The 14,166-nt window shown below is 52.8% G+C and carries 13 protein-coding genes; 12 read left to right on the top strand and 1 reads right to left on the bottom strand.

Annotation, left to right across the window (positions count from 1 at the left end; all coding sequences use genetic code 11):
* The first annotated feature begins 169 nt into the window (after positions 1-169).
* Together QQK89_RS11510 and QQK89_RS11505 are read left to right on the top strand one after the other, a co-directional pair.
* Positions 170-496: an L-rhamnose mutarotase gene (locus tag QQK89_RS11510; RefSeq protein ID WP_284238712.1), complete on the top strand. Its 327-nt coding sequence runs from the start codon at positions 170-172 to the stop codon at positions 494-496.
* Positions 497-666: 170 nt separating this feature from the next.
* Entirely contained in the window at positions 667-972 is a 306-nt protein-coding gene (locus tag QQK89_RS11505) for a DivIVA domain-containing protein (protein WP_284238711.1), read from the top strand.
* Positions 973-1,024: 52 nt separating this feature from the next.
* Here QQK89_RS11505 and QQK89_RS11500 read toward each other — a convergent pair whose 3' ends face one another.
* Positions 1,025-1,159, bottom strand: a complete 135-nt coding sequence (locus QQK89_RS11500) for a hypothetical protein (RefSeq protein ID WP_284238710.1) — start codon at positions 1,157-1,159, stop codon at positions 1,025-1,027.
* A gap of 143 nt (positions 1,160-1,302) precedes the next feature.
* Between QQK89_RS11500 and QQK89_RS11495 the strand changes: the two genes are divergently transcribed.
* The 10 genes from QQK89_RS11495 to QQK89_RS11450 all read left to right on the top strand — a co-directional run bounded on the left by QQK89_RS11495 (position 1,303) and on the right by QQK89_RS11450 (position 14,134).
* On the top strand, positions 1,303-2,070 hold the full coding sequence (locus tag QQK89_RS11495) for a MerR family transcriptional regulator (RefSeq protein ID WP_284238709.1): 768 nt from the start codon (positions 1,303-1,305) through the stop codon (positions 2,068-2,070).
* Between the two features lie 147 nt (positions 2,071-2,217).
* A complete protein-coding gene (locus QQK89_RS11490; RefSeq protein WP_284238708.1) occupies positions 2,218-3,288 on the top strand; it encodes an acyl-CoA dehydrogenase family protein in 1,071 nt (356 codons plus the stop codon).
* Positions 3,289-3,302: 14 nt separating this feature from the next.
* Positions 3,303-4,481 (top strand): acetyl-CoA C-acetyltransferase, encoded by a 1,179-nt coding sequence (locus tag QQK89_RS11485; protein ID WP_284238707.1) that lies wholly within the window; start codon positions 3,303-3,305, stop codon positions 4,479-4,481.
* Positions 4,482-4,505: 24 nt separating this feature from the next.
* Positions 4,506-5,369 (top strand): 3-hydroxybutyryl-CoA dehydrogenase, encoded by an 864-nt coding sequence (locus tag QQK89_RS11480; protein WP_284238706.1) that lies wholly within the window; start codon positions 4,506-4,508, stop codon positions 5,367-5,369.
* Positions 5,370-5,397: 28 nt separating this feature from the next.
* Positions 5,398-6,522, top strand: coding sequence for an acyl-CoA dehydrogenase family protein (locus QQK89_RS11475; RefSeq protein WP_284238705.1), 1,125 nt, complete (start codon positions 5,398-5,400; stop codon positions 6,520-6,522).
* Positions 6,523-6,534: 12 nt separating this feature from the next.
* Positions 6,535-7,446, top strand: a complete 912-nt coding sequence (prpB, locus tag QQK89_RS11470) for a methylisocitrate lyase (protein ID WP_284238704.1) — start codon at positions 6,535-6,537, stop codon at positions 7,444-7,446.
* Positions 7,447-8,565 carry a citrate synthase/methylcitrate synthase gene (locus QQK89_RS11465; RefSeq protein ID WP_284238703.1) on the top strand — a complete coding sequence of 373 codons (1,119 nt, stop codon included), beginning with the start codon at positions 7,447-7,449 and terminating at the stop codon, positions 8,563-8,565.
* A 37-nt stretch (positions 8,566-8,602) separates the two neighbouring features.
* On the top strand, positions 8,603-10,045 hold the full coding sequence (locus QQK89_RS11460; protein ID WP_284238702.1) for a bifunctional 2-methylcitrate dehydratase/aconitate hydratase: 1,443 nt from the start codon (positions 8,603-8,605) through the stop codon (positions 10,043-10,045).
* A gap of 122 nt (positions 10,046-10,167) precedes the next feature.
* Positions 10,168-11,724: an ABC-F family ATP-binding cassette domain-containing protein gene (locus QQK89_RS11455; RefSeq protein WP_284238701.1), complete on the top strand. Its 1,557-nt coding sequence runs from the start codon at positions 10,168-10,170 to the stop codon at positions 11,722-11,724.
* A gap of 178 nt (positions 11,725-11,902) precedes the next feature.
* Positions 11,903-14,134: a heavy metal translocating P-type ATPase gene (locus QQK89_RS11450; protein WP_284238700.1), complete on the top strand. Its 2,232-nt coding sequence runs from the start codon at positions 11,903-11,905 to the stop codon at positions 14,132-14,134.
* The last annotated feature ends 32 nt before the right edge of the window (positions 14,135-14,166 follow it).

Here is a 14,166-nt window from a genome sequence, read left to right as displayed (position 1 = left end):
CCCTGTGATAAATAGCGCCTACAACTTGTGGCGAGTTTAGATTGCCCGAAGGTTGCAAACGTTATTGCGCGAAAAATCTGCTCTTTACACCATGACATGGATGTCCTATAGTGAACCTGTCAGGTTTTTTTGTAACCGCCTTCAAATGGGGTAAAAGGAGAGGAAGCAGATGGGAAGCAGCAATAAATTCGCTTGGACCTGGAAAATCAAAGAGGAAATGCTGGAGGAATACGTCGCGATGCATCTTGCTCCTTGGCCGGAAATTATGGAAGAACATTCGCGCGCCGGCATCCGCAATTATTCGATTTTTCAAAATGGCAACCAATTTTTCTATTGCTTTGAATGCGACGATGTCGAGAAGGCTTTCGCAATCATCGCAGAGAGCGAGCCATGCAACCGTTGGAACGCCATCACTTCGCAAATGGTAGAGGGCTCCTTCGACTTCCGGGAAGCGGAACCGATCCGGCCCATGAGAGAAGTTTTTTATTTGGAATAAATATTGAACTTATGATCTTATTATGGACTGCTTAACGCCATCATGCGTTAGGCGGTCTTTTTTTTCAGTCGGATGCTCAAGCTTTGCACAAAGTCGAATTTCGTCGTATTATATAGGTTAGGTGTTATTTGATTTATTTTTTATCGAGGTCTGAGAGGAGCATTTATACCATGAGCGAGCTGGGTTTATACGGCATTCAATTAACGGCGCAACAGATACATTCCAAGCAATTCGAGAAGAAGATGAGAGGTTACAGCCAAGAGCAGGTGGATGAATTCCTGGATGAGATCATCAAGGATTACAGCCGCATGCAGGAGCTGATCGTGAAGTTTGAAGCGGATTTGGCGAACATACATACGGAACTGATGAAGGACAAGGAAGCGTTTGATTACTTCATGATCAAGCGCCGTCTGGAAGATCTGGAGCAACGCGTATTCGGGGAGAAGAGAGAGGTTCTTCGTCCTCGCGTATTCTAGGTTGCAGGTTGGATAAGGGAAGGGCTGCCATATTGGCAGCCCTTTTGTCATTTTATTTGCAGTTATTGCGGTTGTTTTTCTTCGGAACATTACCCGACTGATCGGAAAGCTTATCGCCGAATTGATCAAGGCGTGCCGGGCTTGCTGCAGGTCCATCATTGTCCGGTTTATTGTTGCGTCCTGTCATTGCTGCTCACCTCCAACCTTAGTAGAATGAACGGGAGTATCATCATTCATCCTTGTATAATGAAGGTAATAATAAAAGCTTAATAACCGGTTGACTTTGACGTTGCGTCAACGTGTACAGTGGATGTGTCGGGAGGCGAGCAAATGGAATATACCGTTCGGAAGCTTGGACAGCTGGCGGGCATCAGCACAAGGACGCTGCGGTATTACGATGAAGTGGGATTGCTGAAGCCAGCAAGAACCAATACGTCGGGATACCGGATATACGGCCAGGCGGAGGTTGATCTGCTGCAGCAGATTTTATTTTACCGCGAGCTAGGACTAGGCCTGGAACAGATCAAACAGATTATGCAAGATCCAAGCTTTAATAAGGCTACAGCGCTGAAGGAGCACCGCGAGCAGCTTCTCGACCGCAGGCGGCAGCTGGATGCGCTCATCCGGAATGTCGAGCAATCCATTGAACACGCGGAAGGGAGATTGAAGATGACGGATAAGCAGAAGTTCGAAGGCTTCAAGCAGAAGATGATTGACGAGAACGAGAAGAAATACGGCAAGGAAATACGGGAGAAATACGGCGACGATACCGTTAACGAATCCAATGCCAAGCTTAGCAACATGACGCAGGAGCAATTTGATGAAGTAACGCAATTGGCTGAGAAGATTAAGACGACATTGGCAGAGGCTTTCCACACCGGTGATCCGGCAGGCGAGCTTGCGCAAGAAACGGCGGATTTGCATAAGCGTTGGTTGAGCTATTATTGGAAAACATACACGAAAGAAGCGCATGCCGGACTAGCGCAAATGTACGTGGACGACGAACGGTTTACCGCTTATTATGATGCGGAACAGCCGGGGACGGCAGCGTTCTTAAGGGATGCCATTCATATTTATACCGGTTCTAATCAGCCTTAAAAAATTAGATGCACGAGAAAACCGCAGTCCACTGGGCTGCGGTTTTTTTGTGTCCCGGCATGTTAACGGAAGGCTGGCACATATATATGGATATAGGCTCGGAATCCGTCGAACAGTTTGTCCTTTTGCAGAAAGGGGGAAGGAGAGATGCGGTTTCAATTGGATGAGGAGTATGAACTGACCCGGGCCGCGGTGAGAGATTATGCGGAAGGTGAATTGGCGGAAGGAGCTGGCGCTCGGGATGAGCTACAGAGGCTGGATGGCGGCTTGCTTGGCAGCTTGGCCTCAATGGGATTGACGGGCATACCGATTGACGAACGCTTTGGCGGAGCAGGTAGCGATCTGCTTGCCTACGTGATCGTATTAGAGGAATTAGCCCGAGTCTGCGCCTCAACTTCAGCTATTCTGCATGCCCATACCTCAGCTGCTTGGGTGATTGACCGGTATGGGGGACAAAGGTTGCGAAAGGAAAGATTAATGCCATTAACTAGCGGGGCGAGGCTTGGAACCCTGGTATTAGCTGACCCTCGCAGCAACTTGATTCCGTCCGTGGAGCTTGCAGGTGCAGCAGACGATTATGTATTTCTGGTTTTGCATGTACGCGGCAAGGTGGCGATTGGTATCGGCGAATCTGATTCCGGCGTTTTTACCTTCAGTCCAGCCCTGAACAAACTTGGATTGCGCGGTATGCCAGCCGCCGATTTGCTTGTGGAATCGGATTATCCGTCTTTATTTAATGCAGTTAATTATGAGCCGAAATCGAAAGGCAAGCAGATTGTTAATGAGGTTAAATATTTGAAGGCATTAGGCTCGGCAGCCCAAGCTGTTGGCATTGCGCAAGGTGCGATGGAGGCGGCGCTCGCTTATGCAAAGGAAAGAACGCAATTCGGCAAGCCGATTGGCCGTGCGCAAGGCATTGCGTTTAAGCTGGCCGATATGGCAGCAAACGTCGAAGCGTCCAGATGGCTTGTCTATGAAGCCGCTTGGTCCAAGATTCAGGGGCTGCCAGAGTGCGATGGAAAAGCAGCCATGGCAGAGTTATATGCAATTAAACATGCTGTAGCAACCGCGATCGAAGCCGTGCAAATATTCGGCGGATACGGTTATATGCGGGAATATGGCGTTGAACGTTTGCTTAGGGATGCCAAATGTTTGGAGGCAAGTTGCGACAGAGAACATTCGTATTCGGCTATTTATAACGGCCTGGGGACGGAATAGGAGGTACAGGCGGGATGTCGACTCGTCAGTCTGTCATTGTTGCGGGGGCAAGAACGGCGTTTGGCAAGTTAGGCGGACAGTTCAAATCGGTTCCGGCGGTTCAGCTTGGAGCGGCGGCGATTCAAGGTGCGATAGAACGTTCCGGCTTGTTTGCCAATCAGATTGAAGCTGTCGTTATGGGCATGGTCCTTCAGGCAGGAACGGGACAGATTCCATCCAGGCAAGCGGCCAGATTGGCCGGTTTGAGCTGGGAGTTGCCTTCGGAGACGATAAACAAGGTGTGCGCTTCAGGACTTCGGGCGATTACGATGGCGGATCAAATGATCCGGTCCGGGGATGCCGATACGGTTGTGGCGGGCGGCATGGAAAGCATGAGTTGTGCCCCTTATGCGGTACCGTCCGCGAGATGGGGAGCGAGAATGGGGAATGCGTCTCTCATCGATCTTATGAATTATGATGGGTTGTTTTGCGCGTTTCATCAGGTTCCGATGGGCTCGCTTGGAAACCGCGTAGCGGATGAGTTCGGCATTGGAAGGCAGGAGCAGGATGATTGGGCGCTCCGCAGTCATAGGCGTGCCGTTGACGCTCAGCGAAGCGGCCGTTTCGATGAAGAGATTGTCCCGGTCAGCTTGTCAGATGGAACGGCGGTAGCAACGGATGAGGGCCCTCGGCCCGATACGGATGCGGGTAAGCTGGCCAAACTGAAGCCCGCCTTCGACCGGAACGGGACGATCACGGCTGGGAATGCTCCGGGGGTTAATGACGGCGCGGCAGCGGTAACGGTCATGTCCGAGGACAAAGCCGCGGAGCTTGGAATGAAGCCGCTCGCGACAATACTAGGCCATGCTTCCGCGGGAGCCGAAGCGGCTTATCTGGCTACGGTGCCAGCGCTAGCCATCCGGAAGCTTTTGCAGAAGACCGGTATACCTCTGGAGAGTATCGATTTGTTCGAAGTGAACGAAGCTTTTGCTTCGGTGGTGTTAATAAGCGGTCAAATGCTCGGCTGGGATCCGGAGAAGGTCAATGTTAACGGCGGCGCGATTGCGCTTGGCCATCCGATTGGAGCAAGCGGCGCCAGGATCGTCCTGACTTTGATTCATGAACTGAAACGCCGGGGAGGTGGGCTAGGGATCGCCGGCATTTGCAGCGGCGGCGCGCAAGGGGATGCTATTTTGCTGCGGGTGGACCCTTGAAAGATGAAGCCGAGGTGATTAGCGATGGAGTTAGTACAGCGAATCCGCCAGGTAACCGTGCTTGGAGCCGGCCAGATGGGAAGCGGCATTGCCCAGACGCTGGCCCAATACGGATATGACACAACGCTTTACGATATTTCGGACGCTGCGGTCGAACGCGGCATGGCATCTATCGGGAGTTCGCTAGACCGTCTGGTGAAAAAAGGCCGCCTTTCGCCCGAACAGAAGCAATCCGCATGGTCAAAGCTTACGCCGGTTACCGCGCTTCAGTCTTGCGCGCATTCGGACTTTGTTATTGAAGCGGTGCCCGAGCAGTTGGATCTTAAGCTTAGACTGTTTCAGGAGTTGGACCGCCTCTGTCCCCCGCATGCCATATTGGCGACAAACACGTCTTCGCTGCCCATCACGGCTATTGCCGGGGCGACGAAACGGCCGGACCTGGTCATCGGCATGCATTTCATGAATCCGGTACCGATCATGCCGCTGGTTGAAGTGATTCGGGGGCTGGCTACTGCGGAAGACACGGTAAAGTTAACGACCGAGCTCGCTGAAGCAATCGGCAAGACAGCCATTTGCGTGGCGGATTATCCGGGTTTTATCGCGAACCGCATTCTAATGCCGATGATCAATGAAGCGATATACGCGGTATATGAGGGCGTTGCGTCGCCGGAATCGATTGACCAAATTATGAAGCTGGGCATGAATCATCCGATGGGACCGCTGGCGCTTGCCGATTTTATTGGGTTAGATACCTGCCTTTTTATTATGGAGACGTTGCATGCCGGGTTTGGTGATTCGAAATATCGGCCATGTCCGCTTCTCCGCAATTATGTAGCGGCAGGATGGCTTGGCAAAAAAACCGGGAAAGGTTTCTACAGCTACGAATAGAATCGCAATCCGAAAGGAGCGATTAACAATGGATCTCCGGTTTACGAAGGAGCAGCAGCAGCTGCAAGAGGAAGTTCGGCAATTTGCCGTCAGCCGGATTGCCTCGGCCATACCCGCAATGGAAGAGGAGGAGCGATTTCCGACCGGGATCATTCGGTTAATGGCGGAGCGGGAATGGATGGGGATTCCGATTCCGAAGCAGTGGGGAGGAGCGGGCAAAGATTTTATTTCTTACATTGTTGCCATTAACGAGATTTCGAGGGTTAGCGCGGCGGTTGGCGTTATTCTATCCGTTCACACGTCGGTTTGTACGCTGCCGATCTTAAATTATGGTACCGATGAGCAGCGCGAGCATTTTGTCGGGAAGCTGGCGGCTGGCGAGTGGCTTGGCGCATTTGCGCTTACGGAGCCGCATGCCGGTTCCGATGCGGGAGCGATCCGGACGGCAGCGGAGCGAAAAGGCGACGTATACGAGCTTAACGGATCGAAATTGTTCATTACGAATGCGGGAGCAGCGGGGGTATATCTCTTGTTTGCCGTGACGGACTCTTCGAGACGGGCCGGCGGCATCACGGCATTCTTGGTTCCGAGTAACACGGAGGGACTTCATATAGGGAAGCCTGAGCGAAAAATGGGGCTGCATGGTTCCAACACATGCGAGTTGCATCTCGAACAAATGCGGGTCCCCGCGGAGTACCGGCTTGGCCGGGAAGGAGAAGGATTTGCGATTGCCAAGGGTTCGCTGGACGGCGGCCGGATCGGGATAGCGGCGCAAGCGCTTGGCCTTGCGGAAGCAGCGCTTCAATTGCTTAAACAACAGATCCCCCTGCCAAGAGGCAAGCTCGTAACTCATCGTCACTCCGAGCTTGGCGAACTAATCGCAAGAACGGCAGCGGCCAGACTGCTCGTCTACCGCGCGGCTTCCATGTACCAGGAGGGCCGGTCTTGCACGAAAGAAGCCTCAATGGCCAAAATGTTCGCTTCCGACACGGCTGTTGCCGTATCCGGAGCCGCCGTTCGCCTTCTAGGCACACCAGGCATATCCAAGTCGCTTCCTGCCGAGAGGTTGTTCCGCGATGCCAAAGTGACACAAATCTACGAAGGCACCAATGAAATTCACCGCATTGTGATCAGCAGCAGAATGATGAAATGAAGGTGACTTTTAATGACAAATAGTCCCGGGAATAAGCTTAGAGAAGCCGTGAAAGAGGAGCAGCCTTTGCAAGTGGCGGGGGCGGTTAACGCTTATGCGGCGATGATGGCGGAGCAGGTCGGGTTCCAAGCTTTATATGTATCCGGAGCGGGAGTCGCCAATGCTTCGTTTGGGCTTCCCGATCTGGGGATTACAACGCTTCAGGATGTTCTTGAAGATATTAGGAGGATCACCAACGTGACGGAGCTACCGCTGCTCGTGGATATCGACACCGGCTTTGGCGGCGCATTTCAAATCGCCCGAACGATCAAGGAAATGCAACGGGCCGGCGTGGCGGCTGTCCATATGGAAGATCAAGTCGCCGAGAAAAGATGCGGTCACCGTCCGAACAAGGCGATCGTCCGAACCGAAGAGATGGTCGACCGGATTAAAGCAGCCGTAGATGCACGGTCGGACAGCGGCTTTGTCATTATGGCCCGGACGGATGCGCTGGCTGCTGAAGGACTGGAGAATGCAATCGATCGCGCGTGCCGGTATGTAGAAGCTGGCGCGGATATGATTTTTCCGGAGGCGGTAAGCAGCCTGGTTGAATATAAGAAGTTTGCGGAAGCGGTTCAAGTCCCTATATTAGCGAACATAACGGAATTTGGAAAAACGCCGCTATTCACGATCGAAGAACTGCGGGAAGCCGGCGTTGGTCTGGCCTTGTATCCTTTATCGGCATTCCGGGCGATGAATGCGGCAGCGCTTCGCGTATACCGGGCGATTCGCCAGGAAGGCACGCAGCAGAAGGTGGTCGGCTTGATGCAGACCCGGGCCGAATTGTACGATTTTCTGCACTATTACGATTATGAGCATCGGCTTGACCAGTTGTTTGGAGTGGAGGCGAAGGAGGAGACGAAGGAGAAGAAGGGGGAGAATTAGATGACGGCATCCAAACAAGGCGGACTTGCGGACGTAATCGCAGGACAAACGGGAATATCCACGGTTGGCAAGGAAGGCAAAGGGTTGTCGTACCGCGGTTATTCGATCCATGATTTGGCTCGGTTTGCATCCTTTGAGGAAACGGCTTATTTGCTCTTATACGGATGGCTGCCAACAGACGAACAGTTGAGCCAGTTCCAGCAACAGCTGGCTGATAGTCGCGAACTGCCGCCTAGCCTAGCCCGTATACTCGAACTGCTGCCGGCAGACACGCATCCGATGGATGTATTGCGAACCGGATTCTCCGCGCTCGCTTCCTATGAACCGGAAAGCGAGAACCGTCCTGCCCTGGACATCGCCATCCGGTTAATTGGCATTACGCCTTCCGTTCTTCTCTATTGGCATCATTATCAGCAATCCGGCATGCGGATCGATACGCGCGGCAAAGGCGGCGGAATCGCGGACCATTTTCTCGGTCTGCTGCATCAGAAGGAACCTGCTCTGCAGCACATCAAGGCGCTGGACGTCTCGCTTACGTTGTATGCGGAGCATGAGTTTAACGCATCGACTTTTGCCGCAAGGGTTACCGCTTCAACGTTATCCGATTTCTACTCGGCGATTACAACCGGAGTCGGAACGCTCCGCGGTCCGCTGCACGGCGGAGCGAATGAAGCGGCCATGGAGCTGATTGAGCGGTATTCGGATCCTGAAGAGGCGGAGGCGGGAGTGCTCGAAGCCCTGCAGCAAAAACAGCTCATCATGGGATTTGGCCACCGCGTTTATTCGGTTTCGGATCCCCGTTCGGACGTCATTAAGGAATGGTCGCTTGCCTTGTCCGAGCAAGCCGGTGACCGCACGCTTTACGATATATCCGAGAGGATCGAGCAGGTGATGCTCCGGGAGAAAAAACTGTTCCCGAACCTCGATTTCTACAGCGCGTCGGCTTATTTCCATATGGGCATTCCGACTTCATTGTTTACTCCTGTGTTTGTTCTCTCCCGCCTCACCGGCTGGTCGGCTCATATCATGGAGCAGCGCGCGAGAAACCGGATTATTCGCCCAAGCGCCGATTATGTTGGACCCGAACCGCAGGTGTGGCTGCCCTTGGAGGAACGGTAGCAGGGAGAGGGTTAGCGAGAGGAGGAATAACCTAACGATGTCATCGTTTATACCCAATAATCGCCCTGAGCCGGATCAGCTGCTGGTTGATATTGCAGACTACGTTCAACGCAAGGAGCTGACGAGCCAGGAAGCCTATAACACAGCTAGATTATGCCTCATGGATACGCTTGGATGCGGTTTGCTGGCGCTGCGTTATCCCGAATGCGCCAAGCTGCTAAGTCCGCTTGTACCGGGAACGGTAGTGCCGAACGGCTCGAAGGTGCCGGGCACCGCGACCCAAACGGATCCGGTGACGGCGGCTTTTCAGATCGGATGTCTAATCCGGTGGCTTGATTACAACGATACTTGGCTGGCCGCCGAATGGGGCCATCCATCGGATAACCTCGGGGGCATTCTGGCTGCCGCGGATTATATGAGCCGCAAGAACAAGGCGGTCGGTGCCAATCCGCTAATCATGCGGGATGTGCTCTCCGCCATGATTAAGGCGCATGAAATTCAAGGGATATTGGCGCTGGAGAACAGCTTCAACCGGGTAGGACTCGATCATGTGCTGCTCGTCAAGATCGCATCGACCGCCGTTGTGACCGAGCTTCTTGGAGGAAGCCGGGAAGAAATCATAAATGCCGTGTCCCATGCTTGGCTGGATGGCCATGCTTTGCGCACCTACCGGCATGCGCCCAACACTGGCTCACGCAAATCCTGGGCAGCCGGCGATGCCACAAGCCGGGCGGTGTGGCTGGCGATAATGGCCCTTCGCGGGGAGATGGGTTATCCATCGGCGTTAACCGCTCCGCAATGGGGATTTCAAGACGTGTTATTCAAAGGCAAGCCGCTTGTGCAGGCACGGCCGTTCGAATCGTATGTCATGGAGCATATTTTGTTCAAAATCTCGTATCCCGCGGAATTTCACGGGCAGACGGCCGTTGAAGCGGCCATTCGGCTGCATCCGCTAGTGAAAGACCGTCTGGACGATATTGCGGCCATTGAACTTACAACGCATGAGTCGGCGATCCGCATTATTGATAAGCGGGGGCCGCTTCATAATCCGGCCGACCGCGACCATTGCCTGCAGTATATGGTAGCTATTGGTCTTGTTCACGGAGGGCTAACGGCGGATCATTATGAGGATGCGGCCGCCTCAGACCCGAGAATCGATCAATTGCGTGACAAAATGACGACCAAAGAAGATCTGAGATATACCGAAGAATACTTGGCTGCGGATAAACGGTCCATCGCTAACGCGGTGCAAGTGAAGTTCAAGGACGGGTCTGCGACGGACAAAATCGAAGTGGAATACCCGATTGGCCACCGAAGAAGACGGGAGGAAGGCATTCCGCTGTTGGTCGACAAGTTCAAAGACAATCTGAGGACGAGGTTTCCGGTTAAGCAAGCCGAGCGAATAGCCGGAATTTGCATGGATCAGGAGGCGCTGGAGAGTACGGCGGTAGATAAATTTGTCGATATGTTCGCGATTTAAACCGGGCGGCCTTGCAAAGGCCGTCTTTTTTCAACATTTCCTGTTATCCTTCATTGAGTTCTGAGCCCACTAACGCTTATAATATAACGAGGAAAAATAGATTATAAAGAAAAGGTGCATTCATGAGTATATTAAACGTAGAAAGACTAAGCCATGGGTTTGGCGACCGAGCGATTTTCAACGATGTATCCTTCCGTCTCCTTAAAGGGGAGCATATCGGCCTGATCGGCGCGAACGGCGAAGGCAAATCGACATTCATGAACATTATTACGGGCAAGCTTCAGCCGGACGACGGCAAGGTGGAATGGTCGAAAAAGATGCGCGTCGGCTACCTCGACCAGCATGCCGTGCTTAGCAAAGGAATGACTATGCGCGATATTCTGAAGAGCGCATTCCAATATTTGTTTGACATGGAACAAGAAATGAACGACATGTATGGCCGCATGGGCGACGTAACGCCGGAAGAGCTGGAGAAGCTGCTGGAGGACGTTGGCACGCTGCAAGATACGCTCACGAATCAGGACTTCTACCTGATCGATGCGAAGATCGATGAAACGGCGCGTGGACTTGGCCTTACCGATATCGGACTTGACAAAGACGTTAACGATTTGAGCGGCGGCCAGCGCACAAAGGTTCTGCTTGCGAAGCTGCTTCTCGAGAAGCCCGATATTCTGCTCTTGGACGAGCCTACCAACTACTTGGACGAGCAGCACATCGAGTGGCTGAAGCGTTATCTGCAGGAGTACGAGAATGCTTTCATTCTGATCTCCCACGATATTCCGTTCCTGAACAGCGTAATCAACCTGATCTACCATATGGAGAATCAGGAGTTAAACCGTTACGTTGGCGACTACGATCATTTCCAGGAAGTATACGAAATGAAGAAGCAGCAGCTGGAATCGGCTTACAAACGCCAGCAGCAGGAAATCGCGGATTTGAAGGACTTTGTTCAGCGGAACAAAGCTTCCGTTGCGACGCGGAACATGGCGATGTCGAGACAGAAGAAACTTGATAAGATGGACGTCATCGAATTGGCCAAGGAGAAGCCGAAGCCGCAATTCAACTTCCTGGAGGCACGCGCATCCAGCAAGCTGATCTTCGAGACGAAGGACCTGGTCATCGGTTATGACTCCCCGCTCTCGAGACCGCTTAATCTCCGTATGGAGCGCGGCCAGAAGATTGCGCTCGTAGGTGCGAACGGTATTGGTAAAACAACGCTTCTCCGCAGTATCTTGGGTGAGATTGGGGCGCTTGAAGGTTCCGTTCAGCTTGGCGATATTCTAAGCATCGGTTACTTCCAGCAAGAGATGAAGGAATCGAACAACAATACGTGTATCGATGAAATTTGGAACGAGTTCTCGTCGTTCAACCAATTCGAAGTGCGTGCGGCGCTGGCGAAATGCGGTTTGACGACGAAACATATCGAGAGTAAAATTTCCGTGCTGAGCGGTGGCGAGAAAGCGAAAGTGCGCCTATGCAAACTGATCAACCGCGAAACAAACCTGCTTGTGCTCGACGAGCCTACCAACCACTTGGACGTTGATGCGAAAGACGAGCTGGCTCGCGCGTTGAAAGCTTACAAAGGAAGCATTCTGATGATCTCCCACGAACCGGAGTTTTATCAACAGATCGTTACCGAGACTTGGAACTGCGAATCTTGGACGACGAAAGTATTCTAATTCACTGGCGCATAATAGATGCAAGAGAACCTGCCTGACAGCTGTTGTCAGGCAGGTTCTTTGTGTTGGGAGAAACGATTCGAATATACCCCTAGTAGGTATTTTTAATGATTGACATATATACGGGTGGGGGGTATACTGAAGCCAATCAGATACAGAATGAATGGATGTGTTGACTATGGCTGACGCACAATCGAACGAACATAATCAAGCAACCTTGGATATAACCGGTATGACTTGCGCCGCTTGCGCAAACCGGATTGAAAAAGGATTAAACCGGATGCCCGGCGTCGCAATGGCTACCGTTAATTTCGCGATGGAAACGGCGCGCGTCGACTATGAACCGGGTCAAGTTACCGTTCAGGATCTAGAGCGGAAGGTGGAGCAGCTTGGCTACAGCGCCGCGGAACGCGCGGAGAGCGTGGTAGCCGATAAGAACGCTGAAAGAGAAGGACAGATTCGCAAATTAATTATTTCCGCGGTATTGTCGATCCCGCTCATCTGGAGCATGGTTGGTCATTTCACCTTTACCTCCTGGCTGTATGTGCCTGAGTTGTTCATGAATCCGTGGTTTCAGCTCGTGATGGCTACGCCAGTGCAGTTCTACGTTGGCCGCTCCTTCTATGTGAGTGCGTATAAGGCAATCCGTAACGGCGGCGCGAATATGGATGTGCTGATTGCATTGGGTACATCGGCGGCTTATTTCTACAGTTTGTACGCTTCCGTCAAATGGGCGACAAACGGTTCTATGATGCACCATGATCCCGAGCTTTATTTCGAGACGAGCGCGATTCTCATTACCCTCGTGTTGTTAGGCAAGTTGTTTGAGACGCTTGCGAAAGGCCGTACCTCGGAAGCCATCAAATCTCTGATGGGACTAAGGGCAAAGACGGCAACGGTAATTAGAGACGGCGAGGAATTGGTCATACCGGTCGAGCAAGTTGTCAAAGGGGATCTGGTTATCGTCCGGCCAGGCGAAAAAATTCCGGTTGACGGCGTCGTGGCCGAAGGCGCTTCGGCCGTTGATGAAGCCATGCTGACGGGAGAAAGCCTGCCGGTAGAGAAAAATGCCGGTGACCCGGTAATTGGCGCAACCATAAACGGCAACGGCATTCTGAAGGTTCAGGCTACAAAGGTTGGAGCGGACACGGCATTGGCTCAAATCATACGCGTCGTTGAAGAAGCACAAGGCTCCAAAGCGCAGATTCAGCGGGTTGCCGATGTGATCTCCGGTATTTTTGTACCGATCGTAACCGGTATTGCCGTTGTAGCTTTCTTGGTATGGCTGATCTGGATCAAGCCGGGCAACGTGACAGCGGCTCTTGAGACAGCGATCGCGATACTTGTTATCGCTTGTCCTTGCGCGCTTGGTCTTGCGACGCCAACTTCGATTATGGCGGGGTCTGGCCGCGCGGCTGAGTTGGGTATCTTGTTTAAAGGCGGCGAGCACCTGGAACAAACGCATAAGGTTGACGTCATCCTGCTGGACAAAACGGGCACCGTTACGAATGGCAAACCTTCTTTGACGGACATTATGGTTGCTGATGGCAGCGATGAAGAGCAATTTATGCGGTTGGTCGGCGGAGCGGAGCAGCTGTCGGAGCATCCGCTGGCCGTAGCAATCGCCGATGGGATACGGGAGAGGGGTATCCCGTTTGCGCAAGCCGACTCGTTTGCCGCTTTGCCTGGTTTTGGCATTAAGGCTTCTCTGGAAGGGAAATCCGTTCTCATTGGCACCCGAAGGCTGATGGAGGAGAGCGGCATACATGCCGAAGAGTTCTACCCGGTAATGAGCGGTCTTGAAGAAGCGGGGAAAACCGCTATGCTGGTGGCGATTGACGGACAATATGCCGGCATTCTTGCGGCTGCGGACACGATTAAAGACAGCTCCAAGGCTGCGGTTCAACGTCTTAAAGCGCTTGGCATCCAAGTGGTAATGGTGACTGGGGACAATGAACGCACGGCACTTGCGATCGCTCGCCAGGCCGGTATTGACCAGGTGCTTGCGGAAGTGTTGCCGGAAGGCAAAGCGGCTGAGGTGAAAAAGCTGCAGCAGCAAGGCCATATCGTGGCGATGGTGGGGGACGGCATTAATGATGCGCCGGCACTCGCGACTGCCAATATTGGCATGGCCATCGGCACGGGAACCGATGTCGCGATGGAAGCTGCCGACGTTACGTTAATGCGCGGCGATCTAGAGAGTATCCCGGATGCGATCTATATCAGCCGGATGACGATGAAGAACATCAAGCAAAACCTGTTCTGGGCGCTTGGTTACAATACGCTGGGCATCCCGATTGCAGCCATCGGTCTGCTCGCGCCTTGGGTAGCGGGAACGGCCATGGCGCTAAGTTCGGTATCCGTTGTACTTAATGCGCTGCGCCTTCAGAAGCTGCAAGTCAGACGTTAAATCCACGACCTTACGCGCCATGTTCGATTTAG

The organism is Paenibacillus glycanilyticus (assembly GCF_030161375.1).
Taxonomy (GTDB): Bacteria; Bacillota; Bacilli; order Paenibacillales; family Paenibacillaceae; genus Pristimantibacillus; species Pristimantibacillus glycanilyticus_B.
Note: the sequence above shows the minus strand (reverse complement) of the source record. Positions and strands in the feature narration are given on the sequence as shown.